Below are 18714 nucleotides of genomic sequence, written 5' to 3'. Positions count from 1 at the left end.
CGTGAGCTCTCCGAAGGGGGAGGTCGGATCGTGACGACCGCCAGCACCAAGGTTGCCATCAAGCCGCTCGAGGACCGCATTGTGGTCCAGCCGCTGGACGCCGAGCAGACCACGGCTTCCGGCCTGGTCATTCCGGACACTGCCAAGGAGAAGCCCCAGGAGGGCGTCGTCCTGGCCGTCGGCCCGGGCCGCTTCGAGGACGGCAAGCGCCTTCCGCTCGACGTGTCCGTAGGCGACGTCGTGCTGTACAGCAAGTACGGCGGCACCGAGGTGAAGTACAGCGGCGAGGAGTACCTCGTCCTCTCGGCTCGCGACGTTCTCGCGATCGTCGAGAAGTAATTCACCCACTGTTTTTTGATCTGCGCCCCGGAACCCGTGTCTGAACAACCGGGCGTCCGGGGCGCAGTTCGTTGAGAGGACATACGCAACCATGGCGAAGATCCTGAAGTTCGACGAGGACGCCCGTCGCGCCCTCGAGCGTGGCGTCAACAAGCTTGCCGACACCGTGAAGGTGACGATCGGCCCCAAGGGTCGCAACGTCGTCATCGACAAGAAGTTCGGCGCGCCGACCATCACCAACGACGGTGTGACCATCGCCCGCGAGGTCGAGGTCGAGGACCCGTACGAGAACCTCGGCGCCCAGCTCGTCAAGGAGGTGGCGACCAAGACCAACGACATCGCGGGTGACGGCACCACCACCGCGACCGTGCTGGCCCAGGCGCTGGTCCGTGAGGGTCTGCGCAACGTCGCCGCCGGCGCCTCCCCGGCCGCCCTGAAGAAGGGCATCGACGCCGCGGTCAAGGCCGTCTCGGACGACCTGCTCGCCATCGCGCGCCCGATCGACGAGAAGTCCGACATCGCCGCCGTCGCCGGTCTGTCCGCCCAGGACAAGCAGGTCGGCGAGCTCATCGCCGAGGCGATGGACAAGGTCGGCAAGGACGGTGTCATCACCGTCGAGGAGTCCAACACCTTCGGCCTGGAGCTCGACTTCACCGAGGGCATGGCCTTCGACAAGGGCTACCTGTCCCCGTACTTCGTCACCGACCAGGAGCGTATGGAGGCCGTCCTCGACGACCCGTACATCCTGATCCACCAGGGCAAGATCTCCTCGATCCAGGACCTGCTGCCGCTGCTGGAGAAGGTCATCCAGGCCGGCGGCTCCAAGCCGATGCTGATCATCGCCGAGGACGTCGACGGCGAGGCGCTCTCCACCCTCGTGGTCAACAAGATCCGCGGCACCTTCAACGCCGTCGCGGTGAAGGCCCCGGGCTTCGGCGACCGCCGCAAGGCCATGCTCGGCGACATCGCCACCCTCACCGGCGGCACCGTCGTCGCCGAGGAGGTCGGCCTCAAGCTCGACCAGGTCGGCCTGGACGTGCTCGGCTCCGCCCGCCGCGTGACCATCACCAAGGACGACACCACGATCGTCGACGGTGCCGGCAAGGCGGAGGACGTGCAGGGCCGCGTCTCCCAGATCAAGGCCGAGATCGAGGCCACCGACTCCGACTGGGACCGCGAGAAGCTCCAGGAGCGCCTCGCGAAGCTCGCCGGTGGCGTCTGCGTCATCAAGGTCGGCGCCGCGACCGAGGTCGAGCTCAAGGAGAAGAAGCACCGTCTGGAGGACGCCATCTCCGCGACCCGCGCCGCGGTCGAGGAGGGCATCGTCTCCGGTGGTGGCTCCGCTCTGGTCCACGCCGCCAAGGTGCTCGAGGGCAGCCTGGGCAAGGAGGGCGACGAGGCCACCGGTGTCGCCGTCGTCCGCCGCGCCGCCGTCGAGCCGCTGCGCTGGATCGCGGAGAACGCCGGCCTCGAGGGCTACGTCATCACCTCCAAGGTGGCCGAGCTCGAGAAGGGCCACGGCTTCAACGCCGCGACCGGCGAGTACGGCGACCTGGTGAAGGCCGGCGTCATCGACCCGGTCAAGGTCACCCGCTCCGCGCTGGAGAACGCCGCTTCCATCGCCTCCCTGCTCCTCACCACCGAGACGCTCGTGGTCGAGAAGAAGGAAGAGGAAGAGGGCGACGCCGGCCACGGCCACGGCCACGCGCACTGACCTCGCGAGACACCACGAAGGGCCCCTGTCCCCACCGCTCGGCGGTGGAGGCGGGGGCTCTTCGCGTCCGGGTCACATCGGCACGCCGTCCAGCTGCCGGAGCAGCCGCAGCAGGTCGTAGTGCCACCAGGCCTCCTGGATCCGGCCGTCGCGGAACCGGAACACGGTGGTGCCGGTCATCGTGACGTCCTTGCCGGTGGCGGCGATGCCCATGAAGTCACCCCGGTGCGTGCCCTGCCAGGTCCACCGGGTCGCCACCTCGTCGCCCTCGGCCAGCATGCTCTCGAGCGTGAAGTCGAAGGCGAACGCGCTCCGCCAGCCCGTGACGTCCTGCCGGATGACATCGGCCCCGGTCGTGGACTCCACGTCCTTCGAGATGTCGTGGTCGATCAGGTCCGGCGCGAACAGCTCGTCCACGAGATCGAGCCGGCCCCCCACGGCCACCTCCTCGAAGAACCTCCGGGCCGTGTCCTTGTTGAGCGCCTCGTCCCGCACGACATCGAGGTCGGTGAAGGTCGGGGCGCCGTCGCAGAGCGCCACCATCTGCTGGAAGATCTGCTCCGTCTCCGGCAGACCCGAGTTCCGCATAGCCTCTTCGTACGACGGGAACTCGATGATCTCGACGACGTGATCCCCATCGGCCCGGTCCCGTCCGACAACCGCATGCGTAGCGGTCCGCTTCCCCCTCGTCCGCTCGGCCCAGGTGTCCATGAGCCGGTTCATGTCGTCGATCTTGTCCGTCTTGCAGTCGATGATCTGCACGAAAGTCATGACGCCTCCCAGAGCTTGGGCGATTACTCCATTTTAGTGACGAAATGCCCACAACCCCGGACGTCGAAAACCTGAGAGCCCCGCACCCACCGGCGCAGTGCGGCACCGTCGACTACTCACCCACCCGGGGACGGCGATGGCTGAGGTGGAGCACGGATGCCGGCCAGCCGCGGACGAGACGTGAGGGTGACGGGTCCTGCCCACCCCCTGGACGGCGATGACCGAGGTAGACGCTCCGGCACGGATGCCGGTCAGCCGCCGACGAGACATGAGGGGGACGGGGCCGGCCCACCCTCTGGACGGCAATGACCAGGCAGATGCTCCAGCACGGGATGCCGGTCAGCCGCCGACGAGACATGAGGGGGACGGGGCCGCAGGGGTGGGGGGTTCCGGAAGCTTCCGTGTATTTGTGGCCCCCAGGGCCGTAAATATACGTTCCGGAACCCCCCACCCCGGAGGCCCCGCCCCCGTCACTGACGACGCACCCCCCGGCCGCGATCCGCCACTACGGCCCCGCCACTACGGCCCCGGCACTACGGCCCCGGCACTACGGCCCCGGCCCCGCCACCACCACACCCCCACTACGCCACCGGCCCCGCCTCCGACCATCGCTCCGGCAGAGCCTCCCCCGCCGAGCCGGCGAGGCTCGGCCACCGCTCGTACCACCGCTGGTCCGCCTCCAGTTGGGCCGCCAGGGAGACCAGCAGCGGCTCGCTGTTCGCCGGGCCCAACAGCTGCGCGCCGACCGGCAGTCCGCCCCCGGTGAACCCGGCGGGGACGCTGATCCCAGGCCACCCGAGCACATTCCACGGCCACGCGTACGGGCAGTGCCCGATCATCGTCCGGTCGGTGTGCCAGCCCGACAGCGAGGCCATCGCGCCGATCGCCGGGGGCGGGGTCGCCGTGGTGGGGGTGAGCACGACGTCGAAGCGGTGGAAGATCTCCCCCACCCGGGCGTGCAGCCGGGCCTCGGCGGACCGGGCCAGCCGCAGCGGGCCGCCGCCCAGCAGCCGTCCGAGCCGCGCCGCGCCGCGCGTCCGGGGGTCCAGCAGCGCCGGGTCCGGGACGCGCGCCGCCCACTCCCGCACCCCGGCCGTCGCCCGGGGCACGAACGTCAGCCCGACCGGTCCGTAGCGGGGGTCCTCCTCGAGGACCTCATGGCCCAGAGCGGCCAGCCGCTCCGAGATGCCCGCGACCGCGGACCGCACCTCGGGGTGCAGTGACTTGGGTGTGCCGGTGAACGCGGTCCGGTACGACAGTGCGATGCGCAGCCGCCGCGGCTCCCGCTCCGCCGCGGGCAGCACGGAGACCGCGGGCGGCTGATGGCGGTCGCCGGGGTGGCTGCCGCTCGTCACGTCCAGCAAGAGCGCGGCGTCCGCCACCGTACGGGCCAGCGGGCCGATGCCGGTGATCCCGTTGAACGCCTCGGCGTCCGGCCAGGTGGAGATGCGTCCGCGCTGCGGCTTGATCCCGACCAGATGCGTCCAGGCCGCGGGGATCCGGACCGAGCCCGCGCCGTCCGACCCCAGCGCCGCCGGGACCAGTCCGGCCGCGACGGCGGCGGCCGTACCGCCGGACGAACCGCCGGGCGTGTGCCCGGTGTTCCACGGATTGCGGGTGTCCCCGAACGCCGGTCCCTCGGTGAACGGCCACTGCCCGAGCTCGGGGGTGTTGGTCTTGCCGACGATCACGGCACCGGCCGCCCGCAGCCGCCGTGCGGCCTCCCCGTCCTCGGTCTTCACCGGGAACTCGCCGGGGCAGCCGAATGCCGTCGGCTCGCCCGCGACATCCATGTCGTCCTTCACGGCGACCGGCACGCCCAACAGCGGGGCGCGTTCGCCGGCGGCCAGCCTGCGGTCGGCGGCGTCGGCCTCGGCGAGGGCGGCCTCCGCACGGATCCGGCGGAAGGCGTTCAGCGTGGGCTGTGCGGCCTCGATCCGGGCGAGGGACCGCTCGACCAGCTCCCGGGACGACACCTCGCCCCGGGCGAGGGCGCGGGCATGCTCGGCAAGTCCTTGGGGCAGGGATCGGGACACCGGGCCACACCTCGTCTCCGTCGCTGAACCGTTCGAACGAACAGTACCGCGCGATGCCCCGCACCGTGAGGCATCACTCCTCGGGAGGCTCCGCGTGGTCGCAGTCGCGGGCGTACGCGGCCGGCGTCCGGCCGTACCGGCTCTTGAAGGCCCGGATGAAGTGGCTGCTGTCGGCGAACTGCCAGCGAGCCGCGACCTCCGCGACGCTCGGCCGGCCGGCCGGAGTGCGCAGGGCCGACCGTGCCTGTTCGAGCCGGCGGTCGCGGATGTATCCGGCGACCGTGTCCGCCCTGCCGACGCCGGCCCCGCCTCTGATGTTCGCGTGGTCCGCGGCGGCAGTCGCGAACGCCCGGTGCAGGGTGCGCACGGAGATGTTGAGGGCGCGGGCCAGCATCGCCGGGGAGAGGTCGGGGTCGGTCAGCCGGTGGTCTACGAGGTCCTTCACCGCGCGCACCAGGGCGGCGGCCAGCCGGGGCTCGGAACCGTCGGACCGCCCGGCCGCCACGCCGCCGACCAGTTCGATCAGTGTGTTGCGAGCGGCGTGCAACCCGGCCGGAGTTAGCTCCGCGAGCGTCTCGTCGATCATCCGGACGTGGGCGAGGAGCATCCGCATCTCCGGGGCGTCGGCCGCTCCGGTGATCAGCCGGTCGCCCCTGAGCGGCCCCACGGCGGAGGCCGGCAGGATGAGCACCTTTGCCGCGGTGTCGCGTGCCGTCTCGTGCACGGGCGGGCCGCTGCGGTGCACCAGGAACCGCCCGGCCGGGACGGTCAGTCGGTCGACGCCGCGCCGGTCGAACCGCCAGGTGTTGCGCCGCACCACATGCACCATGACGCGGTTGTCCTCGTATAAGGGCACGCCGCGTAAGGTCCCCAGCAGCGACGTGCTGGGCACATCGGCTATGACCGAATCGAGCACCGTGACGGCGCGAGCGCTGATCTCGAATTCCCCGGCGCGTCCCGGAGTGAAGGATGGAGCCGGATATTCCGCACCCGTCTGCGCCTCCCAGCCGCGCCGAAAGCTGTCGAAGCCTTCCTCCGGGGTCGTCGGTGCGCTGATGTGCATCGCGAACTCCAGCGCCTTTTCAGGCTTGTAGACCGCAGTCATGATTCCCCGCTCTCCTTCGTGGCGCTGATGTTCCATCGAGCTGGCGCCGGCGTCCAAGCGTTGGCGGCGGCGCTCTTTCTACGGTTGACGGAGCCGACCGCGGCACGGTTCCGAACAGCGGCGTGACGTGCGGCGGAACGAGGGGAGAGTGCTGAAATCCCCTTCGGCGGGCGCCCGGTGGTCCTGAAGCCGCGGCGCTCACACCAGAACAGCAACACCACTCCGTGCTGCGTCATGACTGTTGCGCGGGGTGCTGATTCGGACAGGAGAAGTGATGGTTTCCGGAAAGATGAAAGCGGCCCGCATTCTGGCCACGGGACTGGCCGCAGCCGGCATGTTCACCCTGATCGGGCCGTCCGGCAGTGCTGCGGCAGATCAGGTCACCTGCCGCGACGGTGAGAACTTTCTGAAGATCTGGTCGCACGGTAGCCGCCACAACGGAGAGAGCTGCTGGGCCAACGCCGGCGTCTACAAGATCGACGGATGGGTCGACCGGGTTTCCACGGGAAACAACGACATCACGATGTACGACTTCAACGGCGCCGTGGTGGATGTGAGCCGGTGGAATGACATCTCGTACCCGAACAGGCCGCTCCACATCTGGAAGTTCAGGATCAACTAGCAACCCGCGTCACCTGAGGGCGTGACAGTACGACAGCGGGACACCCCTCGAGCGATTGCGTGCCCAGGAGAGTTGACGGGCACCGTCGCGGCCCGCCTTCGTGCTGTCAGCGCTCCTGCGCGGGAAGGCCGGTCACGCCGGCTCTCCCGCGCAGGAGGACGCCGCCGGCCCGTGTGCCCGCCATCGCCGGCGGTCGTCACCGGCAGGGGGGGGGAGCGGCGGCGAGGCCGCACAGAGCGGCCAGGTGCGGCGGACGAGCCGATCGCGGCTCGTCCGCCGCACTGCGGAGTATCCGGTCTCAGGCGCCGATCTTCTGCGGCCCCGCCGAGGACAGTTCCGCCAGCAGGCCGGCGTGATGGCGGCGGGCGACCCGGGGGTGGGCCCGGAGCCAGCCCTTCAGCTCGTTCCGGCCGAACTCCGCGAACAGCGGGTTCGCCGGGTCCCGGGTGACGCCCGGCGCGCTCCGGGCGTGCGGGAACGGCAGCGGGTCGATCCGCGCGTCCAGCCGCGGGTTGTAGAAGAACGGCACGGAGAAGCGCTCCCGGTTCCCGGGCGGGCTCACCACCCGGTGGTTGGTGGCCTTGAGATAGCCGTTCGTCGCCACCTCCAGCAGCTCGCCCAGGTTGACCACGAACGCGCCCGGCAGCGGCGGCACATCGTGGAACCGGCCGTCCGCCCGCTCCACCTGCAGCCCGCCGATGTCGTCCTGGAGCAGCAGGGTGAGGAAGCCGTAGTCCTTGTGGGCGCCGACCCCCTGGTCCGCGCCGTCGGGCGCCCGGCCCGGGTACCGCACCATCTTCAGGTGCAGATGCGGCCGGTCCCCGAAGGCGTCGTCGTAGAAGCCGGGCGGCGCGCCGATGGCGGCCAGAAGTTCGTGCAGCAGACGGTCCGCGACCCCGCTGAGCCGGTCGATCCAGCCGAGGGCCGCGGTCCGCAGCTCGGGCAGGGCGTCCGGCCACTGGTTGGGGCCCTCCAGCCACCAGTAGCCGGGCTCGTCGGGGGCGGGGACGTGGGCAGGGCGCTCGGCGCCGATGTCGAGCTGGTCGCGCCAGTCCCGGGAGCCGCCGGTGTGCTCGTCGCCGGTCCGGGTGTAGCCCCGGAAATGGGGCGAGCCGAGGTTGGAGACCGCCAGCCGGTCGGCCTCGGGGAGAGCGAAGAAGGACCGGACGGCGCCGGTCAGGGCGGCCGTCTCGGCCGGGGTGACGCCGTGGCCGGTCAGTTGGAAGAAGCCGACGTCGTGGGCGGCCGCGTGCAGGTCGGCGTGCAGCCGTGCCCGGGAGGCGGGGCCGCGGTCGGCGGCCGACAGGTCGATGACGGGAAGCTGAAGCGACATGGGTGATCCGCGGGGTGTGAGCCCGGTGGCACCGGCGGTGGCCGGGGCGGACCGCGACAGACCGGGGTTGCCGGCGCAGCACGGGACCGGGGCGGTGGTCGGGAAGGGTGGAGCACGGCCACCCCGCGCGGGACGGGCAGCGCGCCGCGGTGCGGCGCGGGCGGGTCGAACGGCGCGGGGCAGGGGCCGGAGGAGATCAGCCGGTGCGGCGACAGGACATGCTCGTGACGCGCAGCAGATCCACGTGGCGGCGTCGTACGAGCAGAGGCATGCCATGGAGCGTACTGCGCCCGCCGGGAAAAGGCGACGAGAGGCAGGGGGCCGCCGGGCGGACGGCAACCCTGGGCCCGGCCGCTGCCCACGGACTGCCCTGCAGCCGCCCGCACCGCAGGGACGACGGCGGCGGCAGGGCCCGCCGCACTGCCGCCGCTCGCACTCATGGCGGCGACGAGCGGGCTACGGGCCACCGGTGAGGTCGCCGGAGTGCCCGCCGAGCCGGGCTTCCGAGTCCCGGCGTGCCGGGCTCCGAAGTGGGAACGGCGAAGGCGCCCGCACCCGGAGTGGCGACGAGCGGGCTACCGGGCCATCGGTGAGGCCGCCGCGGCACCTGCCGCGCCGGACTCCTGAGCTTCCGTCGAGCCGGGCCTCCGGGCACCCGCCGCGCCGGGCTCATGATCTTCCGCGGAGCCGGGCTCCCGGGCACCCGCCGCGCCGGACTCATGATCTTCCGCCGCGTCGGGCCCCCGAGCGGGAACGGCGAAGCCGCCCGCCGCAGCCCCGCGCACGACCGCCGCCCGGCAGTCCGCGGGCGTGCCCCACGCGGTGCGCAGCGCGCGGGCCTTGCGGATCCACAGCGACAGCTCGAACTCGTCGGTGTAGCCGATCGCCCCGTGCAGTTGAAGCGCCGTCCGCGCGGCGGCGTACGCGGCCTCGCCCGCGCTCACCTTCGCCGCCGCGACCTCCGCGGCACTGCCCGGCGCCTCCGCGGCCAGCGCCACCGCCGCGCCGTGCAGCAGCGGGCGGGCGAACTCCAGGGCGATCAGCGCGTCGGCCAGCCGGTGCTTCACCGCCTGGAAGGAACCGACCGCGCTGCCGAACTGATGCCGCTGCTTCACATAGGCCACGGTGCGCTCCACCAGCGCGAGACCGGTGCCCAGCGCCTGGGCGGCGGTGGCGAACGAGGCCCACTGCGCGGCCCGCGCGGCCGCTTCCCGCACCGCCGGGCCGCTCGCCAGCGGCTCGCCCGCAGCCGGCCGGGCCAGCCGCCGGGCGGGATCGAGCGACGGCTGCACCGGCCCGTGCCCCGTCGCCACGCTCAGTACGTCGCCGTCGACGACGAACGTGGCGTCGGAGCTGTCGGCGTCCAGGGCGTACGGCCCGCCGCCGGGCGCGCAGAGCGTCACCCGGGTCTCCCCGGAAGCGATCCCCGACAGCCGCGCCGAGACGGTGTCGGGCAGCCGCGCCGAGACGGTGCCCGGGAGCTTCGCCGAGATGGTGCCCGGCGGCTTCGTCGAGACGGAGCCCGGCCGCCGGCTCGCGGCCGGTCCGGGCCCGCCGTCCTCGGCGAGCAGCCCGAGGAGCACCGCGGCCGCCACCGTTTCGACCACCGGGCCCGGCACCGCGTGCCGTCCCAACTGCACGAACGCCACGGCCAGTTCCACCGGCAGCCGGCCCGAGCCGCCGTACTCCGCGGGAACGGCCAGCCCGAAGACCCCCGCCTCGCCGAGCCGCGACCACAGCGCGCCGCCCGCCCGGTGGTCGCCCGCCGCCCAGGAGCGCACCGCCGCCGGGGTCCCGCTGCCGCGCAGCATCCGGTCCAGGGTGCGGTCGAAGTCGTTCCGGGCGTCGTCGAGGAGGAACCTCACCGTCGTCCCTTCGGCAGGCCGAGCAGCCGCTCGGCGATGATGTCGCGCTGGATCTCGTTGGTGCCCGCGTACAGCGGCCCCGCGAGCGAGAAGACGTAGCCCTCGGCCCACCCGCCGTGCGCCGGGGCGTCCCCGGCCTCGTCCGACAGCTCGCCCTCCGGCCCGAGCAGGTCGAGCGCCGTCTCGTGCAGCGCCAGATCCAGCCCCGACCAGAACACCTTGTTGAGGCTCGACTCGCTGCCGATCGTCTCGCCCGCGGCCAGCCGCGAGGCGGCGGCGTAGGTGAAGAGCTGGTAGGCGCGGGCGCCGATCACCGCGTCGGCGACCCGGTCGCGCAGCGCGGTGTCCGCCGGGTCCGCCCGCTCCCGCCACAGCTCCACCAGCCGGGCCGCGGCGGCCGTGAACCGGCCCGGGCTGCGCAGCGTCAGCCCGCGCTCGTTCCCCGCGGTGCTCATCGCGATCTGCCAGCCCTGGCCGGGGGTGCCGATCACGTCCTCGTCCGGCACGAGGACGCCGTCGAGGAAGAGTTCGGCGAAGGCGGGCTTGCCGTCCAGCCGGCCGATGGGCCGGACGGTCACCCCGGGCGCGTCCAGCGGGAACATCAGATACGTCAGCCCCCGGTGCGGCCGGCCCGCCGCCGGGTCGCTGCGGAACAGCCCGAAGGCGCGGTCCGCGAACGCCGCCCGCGACGACCAGGTCTTCTGCCCGTCGAGCCGCCGGCCGCCCGCGACCCGCGCCGCCGTGGCCCGCAGCGACGCCAGGTCCGATCCGGCCTCCGGCTCCGACCAGGCCTGGGCCCAGATCACCTCGCCGCTCGCCATCGCCGGCAGGATCCGTGCCCGCTGCTCCCCGGTGCCGTACTCGAAGAGCGTGGGGGCGAGCAGGCCGATGCCGTTCTGCCCGACCCGTCCCGGGGCCCCGGCCGCGTAGTACTCCTCCTCGAAGATCAGCCACTCGATCACCGAGGCGCCCCGGCCGCCGTACTCCTCGGGCCAGGTGACGACCGACCAGCGGTCCGCGAACAGGGTGCGCTCCCACTCCCGGTGGGCGGCGAAGCCCTTCTCCGTCTCCAGGGAGGGCAGCGGAGCGGCGGGCACATGGGCGGCGAGCCAGGCGCGGGCCTCGGCGCGGAAGGCGTTCTCCGCGGAGGAGAAGGCGATGTCCACCAACACTCCTTCCCTAACAAGTGTTTGGTAGGTTAGCGTAACGGTCATGACCCCCGCGACCCCGCCCGCCTACGTCCCGGGCCACCGGCTGCTGGAGGGGCGCACGGCCGTGATCACCGCCGCCGCGGGCGCCGGGATCGGCGGGGCCACCGCGCGCAGGTTCCTGGAGGAGGGCGCCCGGATCGTCATCGGAGACGCCCACGCCCGCCGGCTCGCCGCGACCGCCGACGCCCTCGGCGCGGAATTCGGCACGGACCGGGTCGCCGGGCTCGCCTGCGACGTCACCGACGAGGCCCGGGTCGCCGCCCTGCTCGACCTCGCCGAGGAGCGGCACGGGCACCTCGACACCGTGGTCAACAACGCCGGGCTCGGCGGCACCGCCGAACTCACCGAGATGACCGACGACCAGTGGGGCCGGGTCCTCGACGTCACCCTGAACGGCACCTTCCGCTGCACCCGCGCCGCCCTGCGCCGGATGCGGGCGGCCGGCCGCGGCGGTGTCGTCGTCAACAACGCCTCCGTCGTCGGCTGGCGCGCCCAGCGCGGCCAGGCCCACTACGCCGCCGCCAAGGCCGGTGTCATGGCCCTGACCCGCTGCGCGGCCGTGGAGGCGGCCGACTACGGCGTGCGGGTCAACGCCGTCTCCCCGAGCCTCGCCATGCACCCGCACCTGGTGAAGGTCACCACGCCCGAGCTGCTCGCCGAGCTCACCGAGCGCGAAGCGTTCGGCCGCTGGGCCGAGCCCTGGGAGGTCGCCAACGTGATCGTCTTCCTGGCGAGCGACTACTCCTCGTACATGACCGGCGAGACCGTGCCGGTCAGCAGCCAGCGGGCGTGAGACGACAATGAAGGTGTGCCGAAGAGCAGTGGGCCGCACAGCGGCGAGAAGACCAGCACCCGCGGCGGCGGGCGGACCACCGCACGCAGCGGTGGACGGACCGGCGGCGCGGGGACGAGCGCGCGCGGCGGCGGGAGCGCCGGGGCGCGCGGCGCCGGACGGGCTGCCGCGGTGAACGCCTCACCGGAGCGGCGCCAGGAGCTCCTGGACACCGCGGCCGAGGTGTTCGCCGCCCAGGGCTACAACGCCACCACCGTCCGCCGGATCGCCGACGAGGCGGGAATGCTCGCGGGCAGCCTCTACTACCACTTCGACTCCAAGGAGTCGATGCTCGACGAGATCCTCTCCACCTTCCTGAACGAGCTGTGGGCCGGGTACGACGCCGTGCTCGAAGCCGGGCTCGGCCCCCGGGAGACCATCGAGGCCCTCGTCACCGAGTCCTTCCGGGAGATCGACCGGCACCGCGCCGCCGTCGCGATCTACCAGAAGGAGGCCCGGCACCTCGCCGACCAGCCGCGGTTCGGCTATCTCGCCGACTCGCAGCGGAAGTTCGAGAAGGCCTGGCTCGGGACGCTGGAACGCGGTGTCGCGGCCCGGGCCTTCCGCGCCGATCTCGACGTCCGGCTCACCTACCGCTTCGTGCGCGACACCGTCTGGGTCGCCGCGTCCTGGTACCGGCCGGGCGGCCTGCACAGCCCCGAGGAGATCGCCCGGCAGTACCTCTCGATGGTGCTGGACGGCATCGCCCTGGGGAGCGACCAGCAGCCCTGACCCGGGCCCCGGGCCCGGACAGCAGCCCTGACGACGAAGGAGCAGCAGCCATGGCCGAGGCCTACATCGTCGACGCCGTACGGACCCCGGTCGGCCGGCGCGGAGGCGGACTCTCCGCCGTGCACCCCGCCGACCTGGGCGCCCATGTGCTGACGGCGCTGATGGAGCGCACCGGGATCGACCCGGCCGCCGTCGAGGACGTGGTCTTCGGCTGCCTCGACACGGTCGGACCGCAGGCCGGCGACATCGCGCGCACCGCCTGGCTGGCCGCGGGCCTGCCCGAGGAGGTGCCGGGCGTGACGGTGGACCGGCAGTGCGGCTCGTCCCAGCAGGCACTGCACTTCGCGGCGCAGGGCGTGCTGTCGGGCACCCAGGACCTGGTGGTCGCGGGCGGCGTGCAGAACATGTCCCAGGTGCCCATCGCCTACGCCAGTCGGCAGGCCACCGAACCGCTCGGGCTCACCGAGGGCCCGTTCGCCGGATCCGAGGGCTGGCGGGCCCGCTACGGCGACCGTCCGGTCAGCCAGTTCTTCGGCGCCGAGACGATCGCTGCCAAGTGGAACATCTCCCGGCAGGACATGGAGGAGTTCGCCCTCCGTTCCCACCAGCGGGCCGTCCGCGCCATCGACGAGGGACGCTTCGACCGCGAACTGGTGCCCTGCCGCGGTGTGACGACCGACGAGGGCCCCCGGCGCGACACCTCACTGGAGAAGATGGCGGCCCTGAAACCCCTGGTCGAGGGCGGCCGGCTGACCGCCGCGGTCTCCTCCCAGGTCTCCGACGGCGCCTCGGCGATCCTCATCGCGAGCGACCAGGCGGTACGGGACCACGGCCTCACCCCGCGCGCCCGCGTCCACCACCTGTCCGTCCGCGGCGAGGACCCGCTCCGGATGCTCACCGCCCCGATCCCCGCGACGGCCTTCGCCCTCAAGAAGACCGGACTCACCCTGGACGACATCGACCTGGTCGAGATCAACGAGGCCTTCGCCCCCGTGGTCCTGGCCTGGCTGAAGGAGACCGGCGCCGACCCGGAACGGACCAACGTCAACGGCGGCGCCATCGCCCTGGGCCACCCCCTGGGCGCCACCGGCACCAAGCTGATGACCACCCTCCTGAACGAACTGGAGCGCACCGGCGGGCGGTTCGGCCTCCAGACGATGTGCGAGGGCGGGGGCCAGGCGAACGTGACGATCATCGAACGTCTCTGACGCGACGGTCGTCGAACGTCTTTGACCTGACGTCGTTGAACGCCTCTGAGGGGCCGCCCGCGGATCGTCGGTGTGCGGGCGCCGCTCGTCGGTGTGCGGGCGCCGCGAACGGTGCGGGGTGGTGCCGGCTCGTCTGCGGCAGACGCCACCCCGGTATCGATACGCTCGAAGCATGGCTGACTGCGTGATGGTCTACACAGCAACGGAGAGCCGCGAGGCGGCCGTGGCGCTGGGCAAGGGCGTGACAGAGGCCCGACTGGCAGCGGGGGCCCAGGTGGTCGGCCCGGTTACGTCGCTCTTCTGGCACCTGGGAGAGTTCGGTGAGGGAGAGGAATGGCAGCTCCTGTTCAGATCCACGGCCGACCGTTACCCCGCCCTCGAAGGGCACCTTCTGGCCAACCACCCATGGGAGAACCCGGAAATCGTCGCGGTACCCATGGCCGCGGGCGCCTCGGGGTACCTCGGCTGGGTGGCTCGGACGGTGGGGGATGCGGCGGGGACGGCGTCGTAGTACTCCGAGGGGAACCGGAGGGGACGAGGACGTCGTGGGCCGCCCCTTCCCAGAATTTGTCCTCGACCGCCTGCTGAGGGACGCGAGTGCTGAGGCGGTGACGCCGTGACCGCGGCCGGCGGAGGTGACGCTGACCAGCAGACACGCAGGGCCCCGAGCACCGGTCGGGGCCCTTGTGGGCGTCGTCAGAGGGGTGACGACATTGCTGTGCCGAACGAGGCGTCCCGCCTCTATCCGGGTGGCATGTCCTGACTCCTGGGCAGCCGTTCACCCCGGCTCTCGGCAACCCTCAGAGCATCCCGCAGGGCTTCGGTCAGCCGAGCACTCAGGTAGCGGAGTTCCCAGGGGTTGGTCCTTTCGGCTTCGAGGATCCCGGCAGCGTGGCCGAGCAGGACAGCACCGGCTTGCAGCTGTGCTTCCTCCATTTCGTCGGCGAGTCGGGAGAGGTGACTCGCCCCGTCATCCGTCACCAGATAGGAGCGCTGTCCCGACGAACCCAGCCAGGGGAGAAGCCGAGCGTTGTCACTCACCGAGTCACCGCCATCCGCTGCGGGACGCACATCGAAACCGCGCACTGGTCATGCTGCGAATCGCGTTCCAGCCGCTGCTCGAAGACGGAGTGACGGGGGCCCCCGTGACAGATGACTGTGCCCCGGATCGACCGCCAACCGCAGGGGCAATGGTCATCGGCACCCCCGGGACCATCGCCGCCTCGCCCGTACGGCTGGCCCAAGGCCGGGCCTGAGCTCACCGCGCCATGGTGTGGTGGAGCGGGGAGCAGGGGACGAGGCGGTGATTCGAGAATCCCGCCGAGGTGGCATCGCACATTGACCTTCTTCCATCGGGTGGGCCTGCCCTGGCGCCCGGCGCCCGCAGGTGTCTTGCCTCGTCAGTCAACGACCGTCTTCGGCGGTGCGGCAGGGTTCATAGAGGGGTTCACATGAACACCGGGGGGTTCGCGTGCCCACCCGAGGGGGTTCGTGACGAACCCCCTCCGGCGGCCACCCGGTGTGTCACGATGAACACTTGACGTGACGTCGGGGGTGTCAACACCACGTGAACAGGAAGCTGAACCGCCTCTTGGCGACCGTCATGGCGGAGGCGGGAGTCTCGAACAAGGGATTGGCCAAGCGAGTCCGTGATCTCGCGGCGACGCATGGCGAACGTCTGGGGACGACGCATGTCGCCGTTCAGCGATGGTTGGACGGACGGGGTATCCAGCCGCAGACGGCCGTATACGTTGCCGAGGTGCTGAGCACCAAGTTACGGCGGAGGCTCACGCCGCAGGATTTGGGATTCTCCGTATCCGTGTCGATTCCCGCTCCCGCCTTTGGCTTGAGCTGCGCCGGTTCGCTGACCGAGACGCTGAGCACGCTGGAAGGTCTCACCCATCAGCGTCCGGAGGACAGGCTGTCGCAGGAACCTCAGGCCCCCGATGCGGATGCGTACGCCGTGGCACTCTCGTGGCTCGTCTCCCGTCCCGACGGTGTGCCTCCCGGAGCCCCCGCCACTCGTCGGGTCGGCATGCGAGACGTTGTCGCAGTCCGGACCGCCGCCGGGTACTTCATGCAACTGGACTTCCAATTCGGTGGCGGACACGCACACAAGGCGTTTCGCCACTATTTCCGCGAAGATGTGCTCCCACTCCTCGGAGCCGACTACAGCGCTGAGGTGGGCAGGGCACTCTTCACAGCTGCTTCGGAGATGGCCCAGCTTCTGGCCTGGAGTGCCTACGACAGCGGAAACCACGCCCTCGCTGACCGCTATCTGGCGTCGACACTGCGACTTACTCAGGTGGTGGGCAACCGCATGATGGGAGCGCGCATTCTGACCAATATGAGCCATCAGGCCAACTATCTCGGCCAAGCGACTCGTGCCCTGTTGCTGGCCCGTGCATCCGTGGAAGGCGGCAAGACGGCCTCAACGCCTCGTGCGTTGGCGTTGTTCACCGCGCACGAGGCCCGCGCGCTGTCGGCTGTCCGGGACCGCCCAGGGGCTTCGCGTGCGATGAACGAGGCCGAGGGGCACTTCGAGCAGGCCGATGGTGCCGACGATCCCGACTGGCTCTCCTACATGGGGGAAGCAGAGCTGGCGGGCGAGTTCTGTCACTGCTTCCTCGACCTCGGACAGGGCGCCGAAGCTGTCCGCTTCGCCGAACGCGCTGTTGGCCTCACCGATCCCAAGTACGCTCGCACGCTCGGGTTCTGCCGGATGGTGCTTGCACGGAGCCACCTGTTGAATGGCGACCTCGAAGCTGCTGTGGCGACCGCCGGGCTCGCTGTCGAAGCGGGAGACACCCTCCAGTCGGCTCGGTTCCGGCGGTACGTACGTGACTTCCGCCGCGAGGTGTCCACCCACGCGACGCACCCTGTCGTTCGCGAGTTCTCTGAACGTGTACGGGACGCCATGAGCCAGTTGAGTGATGAGTAGCCGAGGGTCACCCCGGGCTCCAGTTCCGCAGGGCGTCCTCATTCCGGAGTGAGGAGATGCGGCGGGTGTACTCTGCCGCCGTTTCAGCGCTCTCGGACACGTTCTGCATGAGCCACGTCGTCATGTTGAACTCCTGCACGGCCCGCAGGACGGGGAAGCCCGACCAGGTGCCGAGATCCCGCCCATACGCGCCGAGGAAGGCGCCGTACTCTTCCTCGGTCTGCCACCCGAGGCTGTGATGCTCTGTTGCGGTGACCATCAGGTCCCACTCGGGGAAGTCGAAGCTGAATCGCTCCAGATCGATGAGGATCACCCGGCCGTTCCGGTCCACCATGAGGTTCTGTACGTGAGCGTCCCCGTGCACGGGCCCCTTGTCGGATTCGAACCGCAGATCTTCCAACCGAGCCCGAAGCTCACAGGCACGTTTGCGCAGGAACGCGCGGTCGTCCTCCGGTATGCCGACTGCCGTGTCGATCCGGTGCTCGGTCCGGTCCAACGGCGAGTACGGCGGGAGGGACAGATACTCCGGCGGAGTGAGCGAGTGCAGGTCCCGGAGAACGGCTCCGAGTTCCCCGTACGTCGCTCGCCGATCAGCCCCGTCAATCACGTGCCAGAACGTCACTGGATGACCCTCGAAGAGCATGGGTTGCTCCAGGTCATCGATCACGCGCGTGACGGCGAAGCCCTCACCTGAGAGCCAGCGTGACACCTGAACCTCGCCATATGCCGAGGCCAGGTACTCCGTCGAGCGTGCGATACGCACCACCACGGGATGGGCCGCCAGCCGGAACAGCGCGTTCTCTCCGAAGCGGATCAGTCGTGCTCCCTCGCTGTCGAGCCGCGCCTGTCGACATGCCGCGGCCAGCACTTCGGCCGCGCGAGCCGAGCTGAACCCCTCTCCCGTTCTCCGATCGGCGTCAGACCGCATGCCCGTACCCACTTCCTCAGCACTGCCCACCGTGTGCCGTCGGCCGGCTTGACCGCAGGCGGCACGGAACATCAAGGCGAAGGTACCCATCGGACGTTCTTCCTGCTGCCCGGATCAGCCGTCTCGCGGTGGACGAGTCCTGTCCGGGCGGGTGTCCCCTTCGTGACGGGCTGAGCCCGGGGCGACGGCGCGACTGGCCGGACTGGCGAGGTCCGGAGCCCGCGCTTCACGTTCGCTGTCGTTTGCTGTCCACCACAAGTGGGCCAGATCGCGCTCCCGCCACCGGTGGTTGCGGCTAGCGTCTATCCGACGCGTACAGACAGCTCAGGGGAGGCACATGTGGCTGCACTCATACGACGGATGTCAGCAAGTCATACGGTGGTTGCCGGACTGCTTGTCGTCTCCGGCTGCTCAACCGAAGAAGCGGCGAGCCGCCCAACGGCGACTCCGACGACGGAAGCACCCTCGAGACCCTCGAGACCCGTGTTAACCGCGGAGCAGCTGAAGACACTCGCCCTCAGGGACAGCGACGTGCCACAAGCCGAGAGCGTGCCTGTGCAAGATCCTGTTCCAGAAGGTGAGCGCCGCAATGGCCCGCCCGTCTCGGATGCTTATTGCGAGAGAATTTTTGAGGTGCTTAACGCCGAGAATGCGTCCGCGGTCGTGCTCCAGATCTTCAATTGGAAGAAGAACATCATGGGGGGCGGGTCCACGCTGGCTTCGTACGACGAGGCGATGGCAGAAGGAGCCTTTCAGCAGCTTCATTACTCGCTCATGAACTGCAAGTCCTTCACAGGAGTCGGCCCGGACGGGAAGTTCAACGCGAAGATCACCCTGGAGAAGGCCCCCGATATCGGGGATGAGGTCCTCAGTTTCCACCTGATCATTCCGCTGCCGGACGGACGTGGACTTAGGGATGAACACCACGTTTTCGTACGGACAGGCAACGTCACGGCGAGTTTCGAAGAGCTGAACATAGGCGAGAAGGCTCAGTTCCCCCTCGGGCTCGTCAATAAGCAGATCGACCGACTCAACAAACAGGTCGACCGACTGACTACCGCCCAGCGTGCCTGACTG

16 protein-coding genes and 1 pseudogene are annotated in these 18714 nt (G+C 70.8%); 9 read left to right on the top strand and 8 right to left on the bottom strand.

Going from position 1 to position 18714, the window contains the following annotated elements:
• Positions 1 to 30 precede the first annotated feature (30 nt).
• Positions 31 to 339, top strand: coding sequence for a co-chaperone GroES (gene groES, locus AC3EQ1_RS13850; RefSeq protein WP_329175511.1), 309 nt, complete (start codon positions 31 to 33; stop codon positions 337 to 339).
• Positions 340 to 430: 91 nt separating this feature from the next.
• Positions 431 to 2053, top strand: a complete 1623-nt coding sequence (gene groL / locus AC3EQ1_RS13845; protein ID WP_432094624.1) for a chaperonin GroEL — start codon at positions 431 to 433, stop codon at positions 2051 to 2053.
• Between the two features lie 72 nt (positions 2054 to 2125).
• Here groL and AC3EQ1_RS13840 read toward each other — a convergent pair whose 3' ends face one another.
• From AC3EQ1_RS13840 to AC3EQ1_RS13830, 3 genes are all read right to left on the bottom strand, one after another.
• Positions 2126 to 2824, bottom strand: coding sequence for an ester cyclase (locus tag AC3EQ1_RS13840; RefSeq protein WP_432094623.1), 699 nt, complete (start codon positions 2822 to 2824; stop codon positions 2126 to 2128).
• A 581-nt stretch (positions 2825 to 3405) separates the two neighbouring features.
• Positions 3406 to 4860, bottom strand: a complete 1455-nt coding sequence (locus AC3EQ1_RS13835) for an amidase (RefSeq protein ID WP_432094622.1) — start codon at positions 4858 to 4860, stop codon at positions 3406 to 3408.
• Positions 4861 to 4933: 73 nt separating this feature from the next.
• The gene (locus AC3EQ1_RS13830) at positions 4934 to 5965 is read right to left on the bottom strand and encodes a helix-turn-helix domain-containing protein (RefSeq protein WP_432094621.1); all 1032 of its coding nucleotides are present in this window, start codon (positions 5963 to 5965) and stop codon (positions 4934 to 4936) included.
• 274 nt (positions 5966 to 6239) lie between these two features.
• On the opposite strand from AC3EQ1_RS13830, the gene AC3EQ1_RS13825 reads away from it, so the two are divergent.
• Positions 6240 to 6587 carry a beta/gamma crystallin domain-containing protein gene (locus tag AC3EQ1_RS13825; RefSeq protein WP_432094620.1) on the top strand — a complete coding sequence of 116 codons (348 nt, stop codon included), beginning with the start codon at positions 6240 to 6242 and terminating at the stop codon, positions 6585 to 6587.
• A 298-nt stretch (positions 6588 to 6885) separates the two neighbouring features.
• Here the strand turns inward: AC3EQ1_RS13825 and AC3EQ1_RS13820 are convergent, their stop codons facing one another.
• The 3 genes and pseudogenes from AC3EQ1_RS13820 to AC3EQ1_RS13810 form a co-directional block, all read right to left on the bottom strand.
• Positions 6886 to 7920: an isopenicillin N synthase family dioxygenase gene (locus tag AC3EQ1_RS13820; protein ID WP_432094619.1), complete on the bottom strand. Its 1035-nt coding sequence runs from the start codon at positions 7918 to 7920 to the stop codon at positions 6886 to 6888.
• Between the two features lie 776 nt (positions 7921 to 8696).
• Positions 8697 to 9785: pseudogene (locus AC3EQ1_RS13815) on the bottom strand (acyl-CoA dehydrogenase family protein); the annotation flags it as partial.
• The gene (locus AC3EQ1_RS13810; RefSeq protein ID WP_432094618.1) at positions 9782 to 10951 is read right to left on the bottom strand and encodes an acyl-CoA dehydrogenase family protein; all 1170 of its coding nucleotides are present in this window, start codon (positions 10949 to 10951) and stop codon (positions 9782 to 9784) included. The gene AC3EQ1_RS13810 and the pseudogene AC3EQ1_RS13815, both read right to left, overlap by 4 nt.
• Before the next feature lie 46 nt (positions 10952 to 10997).
• Here AC3EQ1_RS13810 and AC3EQ1_RS13805 point away from each other — a divergent pair, with 46 nt between their 5' ends.
• From AC3EQ1_RS13805 to cutA, 4 genes are all read left to right on the top strand, one after another.
• Positions 10998 to 11789 carry an SDR family oxidoreductase gene (locus tag AC3EQ1_RS13805; protein WP_432094617.1) on the top strand — a complete coding sequence of 264 codons (792 nt, stop codon included), beginning with the start codon at positions 10998 to 11000 and terminating at the stop codon, positions 11787 to 11789.
• Positions 11790 to 11960: 171 nt separating this feature from the next.
• Complete coding sequence (locus AC3EQ1_RS13800) at positions 11961 to 12560, top strand: TetR/AcrR family transcriptional regulator (protein ID WP_432094684.1); 600 nt, start codon at positions 11961 to 11963, stop codon at positions 12558 to 12560.
• Positions 12561 to 12610: 50 nt separating this feature from the next.
• A complete protein-coding gene (locus tag AC3EQ1_RS13795) occupies positions 12611 to 13768 on the top strand; it encodes an acetyl-CoA C-acetyltransferase (RefSeq protein WP_432094616.1) in 1158 nt (385 codons plus the stop codon).
• Between the two features lie 172 nt (positions 13769 to 13940).
• The gene (gene cutA / locus AC3EQ1_RS13790) at positions 13941 to 14279 is read left to right on the top strand and encodes a divalent-cation tolerance protein CutA (protein WP_432094615.1); all 339 of its coding nucleotides are present in this window, start codon (positions 13941 to 13943) and stop codon (positions 14277 to 14279) included.
• A 230-nt stretch (positions 14280 to 14509) separates the two neighbouring features.
• On the opposite strand, the gene AC3EQ1_RS13785 is transcribed toward cutA, so the two are convergent.
• Positions 14510 to 14809 (bottom strand): hypothetical protein, encoded by a 300-nt coding sequence (locus AC3EQ1_RS13785; RefSeq protein WP_432094614.1) that lies wholly within the window; start codon positions 14807 to 14809, stop codon positions 14510 to 14512.
• A gap of 526 nt (positions 14810 to 15335) precedes the next feature.
• Here AC3EQ1_RS13785 and AC3EQ1_RS13780 point away from each other — a divergent pair.
• The gene (locus AC3EQ1_RS13780) at positions 15336 to 16709 is read left to right on the top strand and encodes an NsdA family TPR-like regulatory protein (RefSeq protein WP_432094613.1); all 1374 of its coding nucleotides are present in this window, start codon (positions 15336 to 15338) and stop codon (positions 16707 to 16709) included.
• 7 nt (positions 16710 to 16716) lie between these two features.
• Here the strand turns inward: AC3EQ1_RS13780 and AC3EQ1_RS13775 are convergent, their stop codons facing one another.
• A complete protein-coding gene (locus AC3EQ1_RS13775) occupies positions 16717 to 17637 on the bottom strand; it encodes an aminoglycoside phosphotransferase family protein (protein ID WP_432094683.1) in 921 nt (306 codons plus the stop codon).
• Between the two features lie 483 nt (positions 17638 to 18120).
• Here AC3EQ1_RS13775 and AC3EQ1_RS13770 point away from each other — a divergent pair, with 483 nt between their 5' ends.
• Positions 18121 to 18711, top strand: coding sequence for a hypothetical protein (locus AC3EQ1_RS13770; RefSeq protein WP_432094612.1), 591 nt, complete (start codon positions 18121 to 18123; stop codon positions 18709 to 18711).
• Positions 18712 to 18714: the final 3 nt, after the last annotated feature.

This window comes from Streptomyces sp. bgisy100 (assembly GCF_057709105.1).
This window is presented reverse-complemented; position numbering and strand designations above follow the sequence as displayed.